Annotated in this window: 17 protein-coding genes; 6 read left to right on the top strand and 11 right to left on the bottom strand. The window is 72.6% G+C overall.

Annotation, left to right across the window (positions count from 1 at the left end; translation table 11 throughout):
• Positions 1-190: 190 nt before the first annotated feature.
• The 3 genes from ACIBFB_RS22370 to ACIBFB_RS22380 all read right to left on the bottom strand — a co-directional run bounded on the left by ACIBFB_RS22370 (position 191) and on the right by ACIBFB_RS22380 (position 4,872).
• Complete coding sequence (locus ACIBFB_RS22370; protein ID WP_397233142.1) at positions 191-313, bottom strand: hypothetical protein; 123 nt, start codon at positions 311-313, stop codon at positions 191-193.
• A 122-nt stretch (positions 314-435) separates the two neighbouring features.
• A complete protein-coding gene (locus ACIBFB_RS22375) occupies positions 436-3,552 on the bottom strand; it encodes an AfsR/SARP family transcriptional regulator (protein WP_397233144.1) in 3,117 nt (1,038 codons plus the stop codon).
• Positions 3,553-3,888: 336 nt separating this feature from the next.
• Positions 3,889-4,872: a LacI family DNA-binding transcriptional regulator gene (locus tag ACIBFB_RS22380; RefSeq protein ID WP_397233146.1), complete on the bottom strand. Its 984-nt coding sequence runs from the start codon at positions 4,870-4,872 to the stop codon at positions 3,889-3,891.
• Positions 4,873-5,089: 217 nt separating this feature from the next.
• On the opposite strand from ACIBFB_RS22380, the gene ACIBFB_RS22385 reads away from it, so the two are divergent.
• The 4 genes from ACIBFB_RS22385 (at position 5,090) to ACIBFB_RS22400 (ending at position 8,315) form a co-directional block, all read left to right on the top strand.
• Positions 5,090-6,058 (top strand): sugar phosphate isomerase/epimerase family protein, encoded by a 969-nt coding sequence (locus tag ACIBFB_RS22385; protein ID WP_397233148.1) that lies wholly within the window; start codon positions 5,090-5,092, stop codon positions 6,056-6,058.
• A gap of 331 nt (positions 6,059-6,389) precedes the next feature.
• Positions 6,390-7,157 carry a sulfite exporter TauE/SafE family protein gene (locus ACIBFB_RS22390; protein WP_397233150.1) on the top strand — a complete coding sequence of 256 codons (768 nt, stop codon included), beginning with the start codon at positions 6,390-6,392 and terminating at the stop codon, positions 7,155-7,157.
• Positions 7,158-7,412: 255 nt separating this feature from the next.
• The gene (locus ACIBFB_RS22395) at positions 7,413-7,634 is read left to right on the top strand and encodes a hypothetical protein (RefSeq protein ID WP_397233152.1); all 222 of its coding nucleotides are present in this window, start codon (positions 7,413-7,415) and stop codon (positions 7,632-7,634) included.
• A gap of 87 nt (positions 7,635-7,721) precedes the next feature.
• Positions 7,722-8,315 (top strand): MauE/DoxX family redox-associated membrane protein, encoded by a 594-nt coding sequence (locus ACIBFB_RS22400; RefSeq protein ID WP_397233154.1) that lies wholly within the window; start codon positions 7,722-7,724, stop codon positions 8,313-8,315.
• On the opposite strand, the gene ACIBFB_RS22405 is transcribed toward ACIBFB_RS22400, so the two are convergent.
• The 3 genes from ACIBFB_RS22405 to ACIBFB_RS22415 are packed head-to-tail and all read right to left on the bottom strand — an operon-like array spanning position 8,312 to position 11,257.
• Positions 8,312-8,800, bottom strand: coding sequence for a S26 family signal peptidase (locus tag ACIBFB_RS22405; RefSeq protein WP_397233156.1), 489 nt, complete (start codon positions 8,798-8,800; stop codon positions 8,312-8,314). The two genes, ACIBFB_RS22400 and ACIBFB_RS22405, sit on opposite strands and share 4 nt — an antisense overlap.
• A 2-nt stretch (positions 8,801-8,802) precedes the next feature.
• A complete protein-coding gene (locus ACIBFB_RS22410) occupies positions 8,803-10,719 on the bottom strand; it encodes an ABC transporter ATP-binding protein (RefSeq protein WP_397233158.1) in 1,917 nt (638 codons plus the stop codon).
• On the bottom strand, positions 10,712-11,257 hold the full coding sequence (locus tag ACIBFB_RS22415) for a TlpA family protein disulfide reductase (RefSeq protein WP_397233160.1): 546 nt from the start codon (positions 11,255-11,257) through the stop codon (positions 10,712-10,714). The genes ACIBFB_RS22410 and ACIBFB_RS22415 overlap by 8 nt, the downstream gene beginning before the upstream one ends.
• A gap of 221 nt (positions 11,258-11,478) precedes the next feature.
• On the opposite strand from ACIBFB_RS22415, the gene ACIBFB_RS22420 reads away from it, so the two are divergent.
• Complete coding sequence (locus tag ACIBFB_RS22420) at positions 11,479-12,048, top strand: TIGR03086 family metal-binding protein (protein ID WP_397233162.1); 570 nt, start codon at positions 11,479-11,481, stop codon at positions 12,046-12,048.
• Positions 12,049-12,067: 19 nt separating this feature from the next.
• On the opposite strand, the gene ACIBFB_RS22425 is transcribed toward ACIBFB_RS22420, so the two are convergent.
• The 5 genes from ACIBFB_RS22425 to ACIBFB_RS22445 form a co-directional block, all read right to left on the bottom strand.
• On the bottom strand, positions 12,068-13,429 hold the full coding sequence (locus tag ACIBFB_RS22425) for an APC family permease (RefSeq protein WP_397233164.1): 1,362 nt from the start codon (positions 13,427-13,429) through the stop codon (positions 12,068-12,070).
• Between the two features lie 321 nt (positions 13,430-13,750).
• The gene (locus ACIBFB_RS22430; RefSeq protein WP_397233166.1) at positions 13,751-14,326 is read right to left on the bottom strand and encodes a GTP-binding protein; all 576 of its coding nucleotides are present in this window, start codon (positions 14,324-14,326) and stop codon (positions 13,751-13,753) included.
• A gap of 11 nt (positions 14,327-14,337) precedes the next feature.
• Complete coding sequence (locus tag ACIBFB_RS22435) at positions 14,338-14,703, bottom strand: DUF742 domain-containing protein (RefSeq protein WP_397233168.1); 366 nt, start codon at positions 14,701-14,703, stop codon at positions 14,338-14,340.
• Positions 14,700-15,161 (bottom strand): roadblock/LC7 domain-containing protein, encoded by a 462-nt coding sequence (locus ACIBFB_RS22440; protein ID WP_397233170.1) that lies wholly within the window; start codon positions 15,159-15,161, stop codon positions 14,700-14,702. Before ACIBFB_RS22440 ends, ACIBFB_RS22435 begins: the two co-directional genes overlap by 4 nt.
• Positions 15,161-17,473: a nitrate- and nitrite sensing domain-containing protein gene (locus tag ACIBFB_RS22445; RefSeq protein ID WP_397233172.1), complete on the bottom strand. Its 2,313-nt coding sequence runs from the start codon at positions 17,471-17,473 to the stop codon at positions 15,161-15,163. Before ACIBFB_RS22445 ends, ACIBFB_RS22440 begins: the two co-directional genes overlap by 1 nt.
• A gap of 418 nt (positions 17,474-17,891) precedes the next feature.
• Between ACIBFB_RS22445 and ACIBFB_RS22450 the strand changes: the two genes are divergently transcribed.
• Positions 17,892-18,185 carry a 4a-hydroxytetrahydrobiopterin dehydratase gene (locus tag ACIBFB_RS22450; RefSeq protein ID WP_397233335.1) on the top strand — a complete coding sequence of 98 codons (294 nt, stop codon included), beginning with the start codon at positions 17,892-17,894 and terminating at the stop codon, positions 18,183-18,185.
• Positions 18,186-18,204 lie beyond the last annotated feature (19 nt).

The raw sequence follows: 18,204 nt of genomic DNA on the forward strand, positions 1-18,204 counted from the left end.
GGGGGGCCGCGCGCCCCCCCCCCCCCCCCCCCCCCCCCCCCCCCCCCCCCCCCCCCCCCCCCCCCCCCACCCCCCCCGCGGGGGTGTGTGGGGGGGGGGGGGGGGCCCGCGGGGGGGGGGTGGGGGGGGGCCCCCGCCCCGCCCGGGGGGGGGGGCGCCCCCCCCCCCGCCCCCCCCCCCCACGACCGGTTCAGCAGACGACGCCCACGACTGCTGCGACCACTCCATGGACGTCCGGTCCTTCTGACGCCATGTGGCGGTACCACCCCTGGATCAGGAACCAGAAGGTGACGATCGTAGAGATTTCGGGCATGGGTGACTCTCTGGTGGCTGGGCACTTCGATGGGGATCACGACGTCGAGCGGCCCGGACGCTGACGTCCGAGGCCGCTCTGGTCAGTCCGAATCCTAGATGTGTCGGGTGCTCCGTGTGGGGCTAGTGCGAAGAATGTTGGAGGAAGTCCAACTCGGCCGCATACGCGGTGATCTCCTCCTGGTCGAGAAGGTGACTCAGCGGCCGGTAGCCGCGCCGCAACTCCTCGGCCTTGGCGTCGTCGCCGCGCGCCCGCGCCAGCCGCTCCCACGCCAGGAGTGCCAGGGCGCGACCGCGTACCGTTCCCACGCGCGCGGCCTCGGCCTCCGACTCCTCGTAGCGCGCCATGGCCCGCGCGCCGTCGCCCGCCATCGCGTGCGCGTGCCCGAGCGTGAGGAGCAGTTCGTACCGGCGCGCGGACAGCCGCTGCTCCGACCTCGCCAGAGCCTCCTCCAACGGTGCCGTCGCGTCCCCGGCACGGCCCAGGCGCACCAGCGCCGCGCCGATGTTGCCCAGGGCCACGACGACCCCCTCCGGGTCCCCGATCGTGTGGAAGGTGGCCAGAGCCGATCGCGCGTGGCGCAGCGCGCCCCCGTGGTCGCCCTGGGCGTGCGCGATCTCCCCGAGGTTGATCGTCGCTCCCGCCACCTGGCGCTGGTCCCCGGCCGACCGGAACACGTCGCGCACTCTCTCCTCGAGGCGGGTCGCCTCCTGGAAGTGGCCGAGATAGCAGTAGGACCCCGCCAGATCTCCCATCGTCCGCGCGATCCCGCGCCAGTTGTCGATCTGGCCGTAGTACTCCAGCGCCTCCAGGAACGGCGGCACGGACTCGCGCATGCGCCCCGTCTCACGGGCGCAGTTGCCGATCCCGTTGAGCGCGTCGGCCATGCCCGCGCGGTTGCCCTCGCCCTCGGCCATGCCGAAGGCCTCGCGGTGCAACCGCTCCGACTCGGTGAAACGCCCCTGTACGTACCGGATCGTTCCCAGCTCGTTGAGGGTGATCGCACTGCCCTTCGCGTCGCCGATCAGGGACCAGAGCCGATGGGCCTCCGTGACGGACGCGTAGGCTTTCGGCAGCAGGCCCAGGCGCCACTGCGCCTGACCCAGGTCGTACAGTGCGTGGGCCGCGCCGTGCGGATCGCGGTGCCCCCGCACATGGGCGGCACGCGCGTGGACAGCCGCCGCGTCCTCCCAGCCGACGGACGCGTCCAACAGCGCGGCGCAGGCGTGTGCGATGTCGGCCTCGGCCGCCTCGTGGCCGCCGTGCGACCGCGCCCAGGCGAGCGCGTCGAGCACACACTGCTGAGCACCGTCCCACCACTGGTACGCCTCCCACAGGGACCGCATCGGCGGGAGGTCGCAGGGTGCGTCGGCCAGGGGCCGCCGGTACCGGTCGGGGGCATAGCGCCGGTCCGCCAGGTCGCAGGCGTGGAGGTAGTAGGTGAACAGGCAGTGGAGCGCACCGTGCCGTTGACCCGCCGAAAGATCGGGGGAGCGTCGCGCGAACGCGGACAGCAGCCGGTGCATCGCGAACTGGCCGGCTCTCGGTTCCTCGATGAGGGACGCCTCCAGCAGGCGCTCCAGGACCGCCTCCGCCCCACGGGCCGACACCCCCACCAGCGCGGCCGCGGCGTGGGCGTCGAACCTGTCGCCCGGGTGCAGGGCGAGGCGGAGCAGGGCCTGCCGTACGGGCGGGTCCAGATCACGGGTGCTGACCTGGAACACCGATTCCAGGGAACGGTCGCCCGACCGGATGTGGTCGAGTCCCTCGCACACGTCCCCGAGCCGGGCGAGCAGGTCCTCCGGACTCCAGGCGGAACGCGACCGGAGCCGTCCGCCCGCCAGCCGGATCGCCAACGGGTGGCCGCCGCAGAACCGCGCGATCCCCTCGATCGCCTCCGAGGACTCGTGCCGTTCCAGGACGCTGAGGAGCAGGGCGGTGCCCTCCTCGTCGCTCAGCCACGACAGACGCAGTCGGCGCGCGCCGTCCAGCTCCGACAGGCCCCAGCGGCTGGTGATCAGCACCGCGCAGTCCGGACCACCGGGGATGAGCGGGCGGACCTGCGCGATGTCCGCCGCGTCGTCGAGGACGACCAGGATCCGGGCCCGCGCGGTGTGGTCCCGCCACAGAGCCATGAGCTCGGCTTCGGAGGAGGGCTGCTGCGCCTGGTGCACGCCGAGCATCGAGAGCAGTTCGCGCAGCGCCTCCGTCGGGGCCTTGCGCGGATGCGGTTCGCCCCGCCCGTGCAGTTCCACGTGGAATCGGCCGTCGGGGAAGTGCCCGCTCAGGAGGGCGGCCACCCGCACGGCCAGCGTCGACTTGCCGATGCCGGTCAGCCCGTGGATGACGTGGACCCCCGTCGCGCCCGGCGGATGGGTGGTCACGGAGGCGACCAGTCCCTCGATCTCCCGGGCGCGACCGGTGAAGTCCGGCAGGTCGCGGGGCAGCGTGTTGTACTGGCGGCGGGGGAGGGGGGCGACGTGCGCGAGGTCGGGCTGGGAGGGCCCGGTGGGCTCCGCGCCCAGGACCAGGCGCAGCGTCCGCTCGGTGGAGGAGCGGGGCACGGCCTCGTGCTCCTCCAGGTGCCCGCGCAGCCGTTCGTACACCTCCACGGCGTCCCCCGGCCGTCCCGACGCGTGCAGGGACCGCATCAGCAGCTCGGCCAGCGCCTCGTTGGCCGGGTAGGCGTGCACGTAGTCCGCCAGGGCGTCCACGACGCCGTGGGCGCCGGTGGCCAGACCGGTCCGCGCCCACAGCTCCACGACGCTCTGGTGCCGCGTCTGCATCGTGTGCCGAAGACTCGACGCCCACCGGCTCGTCAGACCGGGCAGGGGCGGCCCCCGCCACAGGTCGAGGGCGGCGCGGGCGCGGACGTGCGCCTCGGGGTCGTCACCGGCGCGCCGGGCCCGGTCCGCCTGATCGCGCAGACGCAGGAACCGCTGCCAGTCGACTGCCTCGGGCAGGATCTGGAAGCGGTAGACCCCGGCCTTGGACCGCAGCGCCGCCGGGGCCGCGCCGACCGTGCGCAGGCGGTTGCGCAGGCGCGTCAGCGTCGCGTCGAGCGTGGACCGTTCGACGAACTCGCCGTCCCAGACCCGTTGGATGAGGGTGTCCCGGTCGACGGGGTGACCGGGTTCGACTCCGAGTGCCACCGCCAGGTCTCGCGCACGCCCGGCGAGTTCCAGGGGACGGCCGCCGACGCGCAGTTCGACGGTCCCCAGTACGTCCAGCTCCACCATCCGCTCCCGACCCCCGGGACCGCGATCATTCCCCTGTTCGCGCGCGGGCTATCCGGGGCGGTCCGGCCGGAACCGGCGGGCACGTGCATCGTGCGGTGCATGCCGGGCGGGCGGTTCCTGACGTGCGAGGATCGTGGTTCTGGTGGCTGGTCGCCGGGACAGTGACATTTCCTTGTCCTGATGGACAGGTGGGCACGGGGATCGCGGGTGCGCTGTCCCACTGGCCCCACACCGCGGGCCACCGGCGCCCCGAGTGCGTGCGCGACAGCCCAGGACGTGCGCTCCAGGCCAGAGGCGACACGTTCCCGGCCCGGGTGACGGACGGGTGGCCGATCCCTACGAGGCGCGGGGCGGACCCGTGCTGCCCCGGACGACGAGGGCGGGTTCGAGGACGATGTCCCTGTCGGCGGTCCGCCCTCCGTCGAGCCGCTCGACGGCCGCCTGGACGGCGAGTTCGGCCACCTCGTCGGCGTTCTGGCGCACGGAGGTGAGGTCGATGAAGGACAGGCGCGCGAGCTGGCTGTCGTCGTAGCCGACGATGGACACGTCCTCGGGCACGCGCACGCCCGCGCGCAGGAACGCGGTGAGCAGACCGTGGGCGCACCGGTCGTTGCCCGCGATGACCGCGGTGGGAAGCTCGTCGTCCGCGAGTAGGTCCCGGGCGGCCCGGGCGCCGGACTCCTCGGTGTAGTCGCCGGGGTGGACCTGGATGTGCGCGGCCAGTCCGTGGCGGCGCATGGCGGTGCGGTAGCCGTTCCGCCGCTCGCGGGCGCCGGGCATGGTGCCGCCGTCGACGTGTGCGATGGCGCGGTGCCCGAGCCGGGTGAGGTGGTCGACCGCCTGGCGCACCCCCTTGCCGTCGGCGGTTCGGACGACGTCCACACCGGCGGCTCTCGTGCGCGGGTTGATCTCCACGACGGGTGTCCGGCCGGCGACCGCGGTCAGGTGCCGCGGGTCGGACTCGGTGCCGATGACGATGACGGCCTCGCTGCGCAGCCCGAGTAGCGCTTCCGCGGCCTGACGCTCGTCGCGTGTCGCGGCCATGGCACTGAGGACGATGTCGTAGCCCCGCCTCTCGGCGGCCGGGTAGAGCGCCTCGACGATGTCCACGTCGTGCGGTTGGCGCATGGTGAACAGCACGCCGAGCTGTCGGCTGCGGGTGCGTCTGAGCAGTCGGGCGGCGGTGTCGGGGCGGTACCCGAGCTCCTCGGCGGCCTTGAAGACGCGCTCCCGCGTCCGGGGGCTCGCTCCGGGCTGGCCGCGGAACACCAGGGACACGAGCGCCTGTGAGACTCCGACGCGCGCGGCCACATCGGACATCGTGGGTCGCTTGGTCCGCTTCGCCGAGGATGGTCGATCAGCGCCCTCTGGATCGCGCATGCGCACCCTTCGTCGTTGTGTGCCGGTGTTGACAGTCTTACCAGCACGGATACATAGTACGTAGTACTTGTACGTACTAGTTTTACGAAACAGTGCACAGGCCCGGCAAGGCTGCGGGGGCTGTGCCGTCGGTCGTCGAAACACCGAAGGACCCGCCATGCAGATCGGCCTGATCACCGACTCCGTCAGCCACCTGACCTTCGAGGAGGCGCTGGACCTCGCCAAGGGCCTCGGCCTGAGTTCGGTGGAGGTGGCCACCGGAAACTGGTCGGAGAGCCCGCACGCGGACCTGCCCTCGCTCGTGTCCTCGGCCGAGGCCCGTGCCGAGTTCGCGGGCAGGATCGCCGACCGGGGCCTGGGCCTCAGCGCCCTGACGGCGAACGGCAACCAGCTCCACCCGGTCTCCGGACCGGAGCAGGACGAGGTCGTGCGCGACACGATCGAGGTGGCCAGCGCCCTCGGCGTTCCCACCGTCGTCATGATGTCCGGCCTTCCGGGAGGAAGGGGCGACTCCCACCCGAACTGGATCACGACCTCCTGGCCCCCGGAGAACCTGGACATCCTCGCCCACCAGTGGGACGAGGTCGCCGTCCCCTACTGGAGGGAGCTGGCCGCCTTCGCCCGGGACAAGGGCGTGCGCCTGGCCGTCGAAGCCTGCGGCGGGCAGTTGGTGCACAGCGTCTCCAGCATGGTCCGGCTGATCGAGAGCGTCGGGGACCCCGAGGTCGTCGGAGCGAACCTGGACCCCTCGCACCTGATGTGGATGGGCGCGGACATCCCCACCGTCATCCGTGAACTGGGCGGTTCCATCTTCCACGTCCACGCCAAGGACATCCGTGTGAACGGGCCGCGGGCCGCGCGTGACGGACTGCTCGACACCGTCGCGATCACCGACCCCGGTGACCGCGCCTGGAACTACGTCACGCTCGGGCTCGGCCACCCCGGGGGAGAGACCTTCTGGGCCGACTTCGTCTACACGCTGCGCTCGGTCGGCTACGACGGCACCCTCAACATCGAGCACGAGGACACGCTGGTCAACTCGGTCGAGGGCGTGGGCAGGGCGGCCGACCTGCTCAGGCGGGTCACGCTCGTCGAGGCTCCGGACTGGAGGCCCGCCGACATCTGAGGGAGCGTCACCGCAGCGGCGGTGTCCCTCCCGAAGGGGACCGGACCACGTGTCGAGGGCGTCGCCCGGCCCCTCCCGGCGTTCACGGGTCCCGCACGCCTCCGGCGGTGCGACGGCGCGCGGATCGTGTGCGTGCGGCCGATCCGGCAGAGGGGTGACCCTTCCTTGTCCTGGAAGACAGGTGGGCCGCTGGATCGTGGGCGAGGGGATGTGTGGTGCGGGTGAGAGCGCATACCACCCGTAAGGAACAAACCCCGGCTCGTCTAGACTCGGCGAACATGAACCCCGAAGGCCCCATCACCCTCTCTTCCCCCCACAGCACGAGTTGACCGTGGACCCCGAGATCCTCGGCCTCCTCTTGCTGGTGGCCCTCGGCGCGGGCTGGGTCGACGCCGTGGTCGGCGGGGGAGGACTCGTCCTCCTGCCCGCGCTGCTGGTCGCCTCGCCCACCTCGCCGCTGGCCACCCTGCTGGGCACCAACAAGCTCGGCGCGGTCTTCGGCACCGCCTCGGCCGCCGTCGCCTACGCCCGCCGGATCAAGCTCGAACCCCGGATCGTGTGGCCCACGGCGGGCCTGGCCCTGCTCGGCTCCGGGACGGGCGCGCTCCTGGCCACCGCGCTCACGGCGGACGTCCTCAAACCCGTCATCATGCTCGTCCTGGCGGGCGTGGCCCTCATGGTCTACTTCCGGCCCGCCATGGGCACCGCCCCCGACCCCCGACTGCGCACCCGCAACCGGGCCCTGGCCGCCGTCGCCCTGGCCGGGCTCGGCGTCAGCTTCTACGACGGACTCATCGGCCCCGGCACCGGCGTCTTCCTCATCATCGCCTTCACCGCCGTGCTGGGGATGGACTTCGTCGCGGCCTCCGCCTCGGCCAAGATCGTCAACACCGCCACCAACGTGGGCGCCCTGGTCGTCTTCGCCGCGGGCGGCCACGTCCTGTGGTGGCTGGGCCTGGCCCTGGGGGCGTGCACGATCGTCGGCGCCCAGATCGGCTCGCGCATGGCACTGAACCGCGGCGCGGGGTTCGTGCGCACGGTCCTGCTCGTGGTCGTCCTGGCGCTGCTGGTGCGGATGGGCTGGGACCTGTTCGCCTGACTCGGTCCTCGGTCCCCGGTCACGGATTCGGGGACCGCGGCCTCCGACGGCGCTACGGCCCCCCACTCCGGCAGCGGTGCGGGTTCCCCGGCCGGATCAAGGTTTCGGCAAGGAACGCTCATGGTCGTGCTGAGACGCTGCTCCGACACCACGTGACGGCCGGACCCCGGCCCGGAGCCGGCAAGCACCGTGCTGACCGATTCCCGGGACACGTCCGGCCACCACCCTGGACACCCGTAGGAATCGGAGCTCTCCATGAACGTGACCCCTCTTGTCCGGCTCAGCGACATGATCCTCGAACGCCTCGCCCCGAGGGCCACCGCCAAGGCCATGGCGGAGCGTTGCTACTTCCAGTACCGGTGCGTGTACCGCGCCTCGACCTGCGCCGGCACGCGGGACTCCAGGCAGCGCCGCCGCGTCTGCCACGACAGCGGCGACATCTACTACGGCGCCTGGGTGACCGTCGGCTGCTGCTGACCCGACCTCCCGCCCGTGGCACCGAGCCGCTGGCGGGACCACCCCCGCCGTCCTTCCCCCAGCCCGGTCCGCGAAGGATCCAGCCCCTTGCTCACACTCGCCACCTTCTTCCTCCAGACGGCGGTCGCAGGCGTGCTCCTCGCGTCCGGGCTGTCCAAGGTCCGGGGTGAGGACCATCAGGAGACCTGGGCGGTCCTCGCCGCACGCCTGCCCCTGCGCCGGTTCCCCGTGCGCGCCGCCTCCCGCGCCCACACCGCGGTCGAGATCGCGACCGGAGCGGCCCTGCTCGCCGGCGCGTGGGCGCGGATTCCCGCCCTGGCCGCGGCCACCCTGCTGCTGGCCGCGTTCACCCTGCTGGCCCTGTACTCGGCGTGCGCCGACGACGCCGTCCCCTGCTCCTGCTTCGGCAGGTCCCGGTCATCCCTGGGATGGCCGCACGTAGGGCGCAACCTGGCACTGACCTGCCTTTCGGGGGCGGGTCTGGTCTGCGCGCACGTGGTCGGCGCGCAGCTGCCCCCATCGTTGGCGGAGGCGGGCCTGGCTGTGTCCGCGGCGCTGGTGGTCACCGCCGTGGCGTACTACTTCGACGACCTCGTCGACCTCTTCGGCCCCCTCAGGGGGGCCGCGCCGAGCCCACCGCCGTCCCGTCCGCGGACCGGGCGGGACCGCTCCGCGGCCTAGCGAGGCGACGGCGCCGCCGGGCGTCGGCGTCGAGGCGCGATGCGGCGGACCACGACCCCGCGCACACCCTCGAGGGAGACGGGGCCCCAGTCCCGTGAGTCGGTGCTGCGGGCCGCGTTGTCACCGAGCAGGACCAACCGCTCCGGGGGGACCGTGGTACCGCGGCCCCTCCCGGGAACGGTGTCGGGCAACGGGTCGCCCGGCAGCGCGGCCACGCGTTTGACCACCAAGGAGGGCGCACCCGACCGGAGGGACGGGCGCCCGCCGTCGCGCGCAGGCCCGCCGAACACGACCACGTCACCCACGCGCAGAGCCTCGGTCCGGCCTCTGCGCACAAGGACCCGGTCGCCGCTCCCGAACGTCGGGACCATGCTCTCCCCGACCACGTCCACCACCAGCCACGTGCGCCGCAACCACAGCAGCCAGCCACCGCCCGCCACGGCCACAGCGGTCAGGGCGAGCCCCAGCGCGGAGGCCTCCGACACCGTCACCCCTCTCCCGCCTGGGCCGGTACGGCGTCCTCGGCGTCCTGGTAGCCGCGCGCCTGGATTCCGTACAGGTGGGCGTACAAGCCGCCTTCCGCGAGGAGGCGGTCGTGGCTTCCGACCTCCACCACCCGGCCCCCGTCCAGGACCGCGATCCGCTCCGCCTCGCGCACCGTGCCCAGCCGGTGGGAGATGAGCAGGCTGGTGCGCCCCCGCCGGTGGGCGCGCAGCCCGGCGTGGATCTCGTGCTCGGCCTCCGCGTCCAATCCGGAGCTGGGCTCGTCCAGGATGAGCAGGTCGCGCTGTCCGCGCAGGTAGGCGCGGGCCAGAGCGAGACGCTGCCACTGCCCGCCGGAGAGGGGGATCCCGAGCCGTGCGTCGTCCTCGCCGTCGGAGTCATCGAAGAACATGCGCGTCAGCAGGGTGTCGTAGCCGCGGGGCAGGTTCTCCACGATCCGGTCGGCTCCGGCGTGTCCGGCCGCGGAACGAATCCGCTCCCGTCCGGCGCCGGAGTCCGCCCCGGAACCCGGCACGGGATCGGCGCCGGTGAGGACGCCAACGTCGCCGAGCCCGATGTTCTCCGCCGCCGTCAGGTCGTACTCCATGTAGTCCTGGAACACCGCGCCGACGCGGCGCCTCAGCTCGGCCGGATCCATGTCCCTCAGGTCCACCCCGTCCCACAGGACGGCCCCGCGCTCGGGGTCGTACATCCGGCACAGCAGTTTCACGAACGTGCTCTTGCCCGCCCCGTTGCGTCCCACCAGGCCCAGCGACCCCCCGTGCGGAATCACCAGGTTCACGTCGCGCAGTACCCAGGGATGCTCGGGCGCGTAGCGGAACCACACCCCTCGGAACTCGACGCCCCTGCGGAGCGCGGGAACGGGGCGGGGGCGCGCGGGGACGGCGAGATCGGGTCCGGTCCGAACGACCTTGAGATAGTGGTCGAACATCAGGAGCTGGTTGTGGGCGAACATGATGTCCTGCACCAGCTGGACCAGGGCGCCCTGCACCCCGCCCACGGCCGCGACGAACAGGGTGAGGTCCCCCACCGTCAGCCTGCCCTCCACCGCCGCCAGGACGGCCCACACCAGCCCCCCTCCCGCCACCGCGGCGGACAGGATCCCCAGAAGGGTCTGCGCGCGGAGCGCCCGTTGGTCCAACCGCCGGTTCTGGGCGTTGGACTCGCGCCGGTCGTCGGCCATCCGTCCGCGAAGGTAGGGTCCCGCCCCGAACAGGCGGATCTCCTTGGCGGCCCGCACGTTCGACAACAGGTCGCGGAAGAAGAACTCGCGTCGCTCGACGGGCCCCAGATTCCACATCATCCCCGCCCGCGCCCTGGACAGGCGCAGTTCCACGAACAGCGACGGCAGGGCGGCCAGCAGCACCACCAGGGCCATCACCGGGCTGATCACCAGCAGGGAGGCCAGGAACCCGGAGATGGTGACGACGGCGCCGATCAGGGAGAAGACCGACGAGGTCACGCCACTGGGTGTCGCGCCGCCCGACTGATGCGCCAGTCGGATCCGGTCCAGGAACGCGGGATCCTCGAAGCGGGCCAGTCCGGTGAACCGCTCCACCGCTGAGAACAGGCGGTCCTGGGAGGCGAGGCCGACCCGGCGGGACATCTCGTCGACGACGTACCGGGACGCGAACGGGGCCAGGGCCGTCATGAGCCCCGCGGCGGCCAGACCCAGCCCCGGACCGAGCACGTGCCCGGTCCCGGAGGTGCCCGTGACCGCGTCCAGGACCACCTTGGTCAGCCACGCGGCCACGACCGGCGTCACGGCCTGGAGCAGGGTGAGCAGGCCGAGGGCGGCGGGCAGGTACCACCCCGTGGTCCACGCCAGGCCCAGGGCCGCGACCACACCGCGCAGCGACGTCCGGACACCGCCGGCCGTGTGTTCGGTCAGGTCAGACATCAGCGGCGTTCTCCAGGTCCCTCACCTGGGTTCCACTGGCCACCACGCGTCCCTCGGGGCCGACGCGGGCGATGGCGGGGAAGGAGCGCACGCCCAGTGCCCGCGCGAGGGCGCCGTCGTGGTCCTCCCGTACCAGTCGCGCGACGGGTGCCAGCCGCGCGATCTCGCCGGCCGATTCCTCCGGACCGCCGACGACCAGGGCCAGGACACCGTCCCTGCCCCCGGGGGAGCTCTTCGCCAGTTCCACGAAGTGGGGCATCTGCTGCTCACAGCCCGGACAGCCCGGTGCGAAGACCCCGATCAGGGTCTGGCCGTCCAGGTCGTCACGGGTCAGCACGGCGCCGTCCAGCGTCTCGGCGGAGAAGGCCCCGATCCGCTCACCCGCGGCGAGCATGGCCTCTGGGAAGTCCTGCGCGCCGCCCATGGCGCCGATGAGCGCGGTGTGCTCCCTCAGACGCCGGATCACGCCGATGGTGAGCAGCAGGTTCAGCAGGCACAGTCCGGTGAGGAGGACGACTGCGGCGATGAGGACGGTCATGGAGGTCGGCACTCCTCGGGGGGTGGGAACGGGTGCGCGGGGCCGTCCGGGGAGCAGGACGGGCGAGGACGCGACCGCTCCACGCTAGGGACGCCGCCTTGCCGGAACCTTGAAAGAGCCTTGAGGCGGTACCCGGACCGCTCGCGCCGCCGCCCGCCGACCGTGTTTGACGGCACCGCGCCCCCGGGTAGGGTCCGGGGATCCGCACCGAGGGGGCGCACATGTCCACGCTGATCGAGCTGCACGCCACGGCGATGGGGGAGTTCGACCGCCGGGTGCGCGACGTGGGTACCGACGACTGGACGCGGCCGACCCCGTGCACCGAGTGGACCGTGCGCGACCTGGTCGGCCACCTGGTCACCGAACAGCTGTGGGTCCCCCACCTGCTCGGCGGCGCCCGCGTCAAGGACGTGGGGGACCGCTACGACGGCGACCAGCTCGGCGACGACCCCGTGGCGGCCTGGTCCGCCGCGGCGCACGCGGCCCGGGAGGCGTGGCTGGCCCCCGCGGCCCTGGCCCGCACCGTGCACCTGTCCTACGGCGACGTGCCCGGCCGGACCTACCTGTGGGAGATGACCTTCGACCTGGCCGTGCACGCCTGGGACCTGGCCACCGCCCTGGGCGCGCCGACCCGGCTGGACCCCGTCCTCGCGTCCGCGTTGAGGGCCTGGACCGACGACCGGCCGCCGGGCCCCGGAGCGATGTTCGACGCCCCCGTCCAGGTCGCCGACGGCGCCGACGACACCGACCGGCTGGTCGCGCTCACCGGCCGCCGCCCCCGGGGGCGCTGACCGGTCGGCGGGGGAGCGGTCAGGCCGCGCTGGAGGCCCGCTCCTCCAGGGCCTTCTCGTCGAAGGACATCTCTGGCGGGGCCTGGCGGAACCCGCGCGTGACGTAGGCCAGCTGGACGAGGCCGACCGCGGCCCACACACCGCCGATGACGAACGCCAGGCCGCTGAGGTTGGTCCACAGGTACACGGTCAGGCACAGTCCGACCCCCGGGACCAGCCCGTACCTGAGCAGGTCGGCGCCGGTGCGCATGCGCTCGCGGACCACGAAGTGGATGATCACCGACAGGTTCACGGCCGCGAAGGCGACCAGCGCGCCGAAGGAGATGAACGAGGCGACGGTCTCGATGTCGAGGAAGACCGCGCCGACCGCCACACCGCCGACCAGCAGGATGTTCGCGGCGGGGGTGTTGTACCGCCTGCTGAGACGGCCGAAGACGCCCTTGGGCAGGCTGCCGTCGCGGCCCATGGCGTACAGGACGCGCGAGACGCTGGCCTGGGAGCTGAGCGCGGAGCCGAAGGAGCCGATGATCAGCGCGGTGGTCAGCAGCGCGGCCAGGACGTCACCGCCCACGGCGCGCATGATGTCCAGCGCGGCGGAGTCGACGTCGGTGAAGCGGGTGTGGTCGGGGAAGACCATGTGCCCGAACCAGGAGGCGGCCAGGAAGATGAGGCCGCCGCACAGGGTGACCAGGATGATCGCGCGGGGGACGTCGCGCTTGGGGTTCTCGGCCTCCTCCGACAGGGTGGTGACCGCGTCGAAGCCCAGGAAGGACTCGGTCAGGATGGCGGCGGCGCTCAGGACCGGCAGCAGTTCCAGGCCGCCGCCGACGAACGGGGCCAGGGGGTGGATGTCGGTCGTGCCGACCAGGTGGCGGGCGCTCATCGCGAAGAACAGCAGCAGGAACGCCACCTGCGCGCCGACGATGACGGTGTTGGCCCTGGCGACCAGGGCGATGCCGCGCACGTTGAGCGTGGTGACGACGGCGAGGAAGCCGACGATCCACACCCAGTCGGGCACCGCGGGGAACTGGGCGTTGAGGTAGAGCCCGATGGTGATGTAGTTGATCAGCGGCAGGAACAGGTAGTCGAGCATCATCGTCCAGCCGACCATGAACCCGGTGCGCGGGCCCAGCGACCTCTGGGCGTAGACGTAGGCCGATCCGGTCGAGGTGTAGACCCGTGAGAGACGCCCGTAGGAGTAGGCGGTGAAGAGCATCGCGACCATGGCCACGAGCACCGCGGTCGGCAGGTGCCCGTTCGACATCGCCGTGGCGACCCCGTAGACGGTGAGGATCGTGGTCGGGACCAGGTAGGCCAGGCCGAACAGCACCAGGTGGGGCAGCTTGAGGACGCGCGCAAGCTTCGGGGTCGCCTCGGACAACAGACCGACCTTCTTCCTGAGGGGTGTGCCGACGATTCGTATGCTCCGGGTCTTCTGTGAGCAAACCCACCATGACAGGCGTCACTCCACGATGCAAGCGAATCCATCGCAAAATCTGGCCTGGGCAACTGATTTGTGACATCTGACGCCTGTGGGCGATGAAATCCGTTGAGACTCGTGTGTTGTGCCATCTACGCCACACCCGCGCGCGCCCCGTCGGCCCGCAGCCCCCACGGCACGGGCCGTCCGTCCCCGCGCACGACGGCGCCGCCGACCCCGCGGGGCCGACGGCGCCACCACCGTCTCTGAGTCGCCGCGCCCTCAGGCTCCGGACAACTCCCAACGCAGCACCAACTCGACCAACTCCACCACCACCTCCTTGGCCGACTGCCGGCTCCGCGCGTCGCACAGCAGCAACGGCACCGGATCCTCCAGGTCCAACGCCACCCGCACGTCCTCCGCCCGGTGCGTGCGCTGCCCGTCGAAACAGTTGACCGCCACCACGAACGGCACCCGCCGCTCCTCGAAGAAGTCGATCACGTCGAAGGAGTCCGTCAGGCGACGCGTGTCCGCCAGCACCACCGCCCCCAGAGCGCCCCGCGCCAACTCCTCCCACATGTAGGAGAACCGGCGCTGCCCCGGCGTCCCGAACAGGTACACCACCGTCGACTCGTCCAGCGTGATCCGGCCGAAGTCCAACGCCACCGTCGTCGTGGTCTTGTCCTCGACCCCCACCAGGTCGTCCATCCCCTCGCTCTCGGCCGTCATCACCTCCTCGGTGTGCAGCGACTCCACCTCGCTCAGAGCCGACACCAACGTCGTCTTGCCCGCCCCGAAACCTCCGGCCACCACGATCTTCAACGTGTCCGGCACCGGTCCCGCCACCTCAGCGGTCATCCACTCCACCTCTACAACTCCCGGATCCGCTCCAGAACCGAACGCAACGTGGCCGCGTCGGGGCGGGCGCGCTCCCAGTCCGAGGTCCGCACCACCACACGCCCCTCATCCGCCAGATCCGCCACCAGGATCCGCACCACACCCAGCGCGAAACCCGACCGCGACGCCACCTCCGCCACCGACAGCGGCCGCGCGCACAGCGCCAGGATCAACTCCACCTCCGGGTCGACGTCCGGCCCGCCCACCACCGGAACCGCCACCACCTGCGTCGTCACCGTCAGATCCGCCCGGGACGGACGGGTACGTCCCCCCGTCAACGCGTACGGCCGGATCAGATTCGACTCCTCGCCGTCCTCCCCGGACGGCGCCGGACTCACGTCCCGCCCCTGCGACCGCGCGGCAGCGCCGACAGATGCGGCCCCACCTGCCGGACCAGCCGGTTCAGCTCGAACGCCGCCTGACCCATGTCGCACGAGGCCTCCGCGACCAGCGCCAGCGACGCCCCGCGACCGGCCGCCAACACGAACAGGAACACGTTGTCCATCTCCACGACCGTCTGGCGCACCTCACTGGCCCCCAGTTCCCTCCTGGCCCCGCGCGCCAGACTCGCGAACCCCGACGCGATCGCCGCCAGCCGCTCGCCCTCCTCCCGCACCACCTCCGGCGACGCCGACAACAGCAGCCCGTCGGCCGACAGCAGCAGCGCGTGCCGCGCCCCCGCCACCCGCTCCACCAGGTCACCCAGCAGCCAGTCCAACGACCTGACCGCCGACCCGCCGTTGAGCCCGCCACCGACCATCCGCCCGCCACCAGCCACGTCCGCCGACATCCCCATCACCCTTCCGTCTCCTCACCGGGACGCGCACCGCGCACGCCCTCCGCACCCCCGCCGCCGGGCGCCGCGCGCCCGCGCGTCGTCCCCGACTGGAACGCGCTCATCATCGACCGAATCTCGGACAGCGGCCGCTGATCACCGCTCCCGCCGGGTTCCCCGCCCCCGTGGGCCCCGGCGCCCTCCGGCGCCGCCTCGCCCACGGCCACACCACCGGACACCCCCGCCGCGCGCGTACGCCGGCGCCGCCGCGGCAACCCCATGTAGGTGTCCTCCTCCGGAGCGGACCCCGGCCCCCCCGAGGACACGACCGCCGACCCCCGCGTCGGCGCACCGGACGGCTCCGACGGCGCCCGCCGCACCACCGGGCCCGGGTACGGCCCCGTGTCCTCGACCGCGCGCCCCTCCTCCCGCCGCTCGGCCAGCACGGCGGCGGGGATCTCCACCACCGCCCGTGTCCCGGCGTACGCACCGGCCCGCAACGTCACACCGAACCCGTGCCGCGCCGCGATCGTCGCCGCCACGAACAGCCCCAGGTGCGAGTCCTCCCGCATCCGCGCCAGATCGAACCGCGGCGGATCGGCCAACAGGGCGTTGGCCGACACCCGCTGCACCTCCGTCATCCCGAGCCCGCGGTCCTCCACCTCCACCACGCAGCCTCCGCCGTCGCCGTCCCGGCCGCGCACCGTCACCGACGTCCCCGGCGGCGAGAACGCCGCGGCGTTCTCCAGCAGCTCGGCCAGCAACCGGACCGTGTCCGCGCCCACGTCACCGCGCAGCCACACCCGGGGAACCTCCAGCACGCGCACCCGCGTGTAGTCCTCGATCTCGCTGGCCGCCGCCCGCACAGCCTCGTGCAGACCCACCGGACCCAACCCCGCGCGTACCGGCGCGTCACCGCTGAGCAGCACGAGGTTCTCCGCGTTGCGCCGCATCTGGGTGCTGAAGTGGTCGATCCGGAACAGCGACGCCAGCGTCTCGGGGTCGGTCTCACCGCGCTCCAACGAGTCCAGCAACCGCAACTGGCGGTGCACCAGCGACTGCGTACGCCGCGCCAGGTTGCGGAACATCGCCCGCACGCCCGCACGGACCTGCGCCTCCTCCACGGCCGCGCTCACCGCCGCGCGCTGGGCGTCGTTGAACGCCTCGGCCACCTCACCGATCTCGTCCCGCCGCTCCACGCTCAGCCGCGGCGCCTCGGCGTCCACGTCCACGCTCTCTCCCGCGCGCAGCCGCGCCGTCACCTCCGGCAGACGCACCCGGGCGTGCTCCAGCGTCAGCGTGCGCAACTCCTGGAGCCGGCGCCCCAGCCGCTGGGTCCCGCTCACCGCGACCGCGGTCGAGGCCAGGGCCGCGATGAGCACGAGCACGCTGCTGACCGCCACGACGCGGGTCAACTCGGCGGCCTGTTCGTTGCTCAGGGTCACCACGCGCTCCATCTGGGCCTGTTCGGCCTCGCGCATCCGCAGGTCCACGGCCTCGGCCGCACCGCGCCAGGCGGAGGCGTTGACGGGCACGGTGTCGTCGTCGCCCGGCGGCCTGCCGACGATGTTGTCCTGGAGCAGGTGCACCGTGGCCAGCCCCGTGAAGGAGCTGACGCGGGCGTACTCCGTCAGGTCGGCTTCGCTGAGCTCGGCGCCGGCCCTGTTCCAGGTGAACTGCTGGGCCCCGGCCGCCGCGGAGAAGCGGGCGTGGTCGCTCGCGGTGAAGGAGTCGCTGGCCACGGCGTGGGCCACCACCGCGTCCTGCTGGTTGAGCAGCTCCCGGGTGAGCATGAGCGAGGTCAGCGAGCGCAGGTGGGGGACCTGTTCGGGATCGGCCCGGGTCACCTGGCCGTCCCAGAACCGCAGGCCCGTCTCGATCGCCTGGTCGTAGAAGGTCCCCGCCGCCAGGGGGGTGCGCCCGGAGCGGGGGAGCCCGTCCACCAGCTCCCGGTGCCCGTCGAGCCCGTCGAGGAGGTCGTCGAGGCCCTGGGCCTGGCGGGACAGGTCCGCGGAGTCGAAGCCGTCCATCCTGCGGCGGTAGAGGGCCAGGGCCTCGTCGGTGTCCTCCCGGGCCCTCTCCAGACGCAGCAGGCTCGCCTGGGAGGGGCTGGCGGTGTCCATGGTGGCGCGGCGTTCGCGCTGGAGTTGTCCCACGACGCTCACGACGGGTCCGCCGAGTTCCTCGGTCAGGGCCGCGGTCGTGTGCAGGTCCCGGATGTCCACCAGCATGACGGTGGTCATCACGGCCCACAGTGCGAGGAGGGCGGTGCTGGGGACCAGGACCAGCGTGATCATGCGTGCGCGAAGCGAGCGGCGCTTCTCATGGGGCATGGGTTCGCTTCCATGGGGGGAGGGGAGCGTGGACGTCGAAGCCCGCGGGCTGGGGGAGCGGCCGGACTCAGAGTGAATCGGTTCACGGGGGATCGCGCAAGGTCTGGCGTCCGCCCACGGCGCCGGAGAACCCAGATGCGCGCTGGTCAGAGCCGGTGTTGCCGAATCCGGCCAAGCACAAAATCTACACTGTAAAGGTGGCGGGTTCGGTCACTCGACGCACACACACCACCACCATCGCGCGGCTTCGCCGCACCGACCACCCCCAGCCCGCCCGGCGCCGCGAACGGTGCGTGAAACCGACCGCACACCGGGGTACGGTTCCCCTGCGCCGCCCGCGCCGCCACGGCGCGGCACCGTACGGTCACCGATGGGCACCGACACTGGCACTGGCACCACCACCGGGGGAGAGGACACCATGAAGCTCAGCGACGACCAGATCCGCGAGGGCCTGGAACGACTCACCGACTGGGAGTGGGACCCCGAGGCGCCCGACATCCACCGCACCGTCCGCCTGCCCGACTTCCTCGCCGCGATGGCCCTGGTCAACGAGATCGCCCAGGCCGCCGAACAGGCCGGACACCACCCCGACATCGACATCCGCTACAACCGGGTGCGCCTGTCCCTGTGCACCCACGCGGTCGGCGCCCTCACCGAGAACGACATGGCCCTGGCCGCCCGCATCGACGAGCTCGTCCCGTCCCGTCCCTGATGCGTCGCGGGCCGGTGGG

Origin of the sequence: Nocardiopsis sp. NPDC050513, assembly GCF_044457925.1 — a bacterium.
In the GTDB taxonomy this organism is placed as follows: Bacteria; Actinomycetota; Actinomycetes; order Streptosporangiales; family Streptosporangiaceae; genus Nocardiopsis.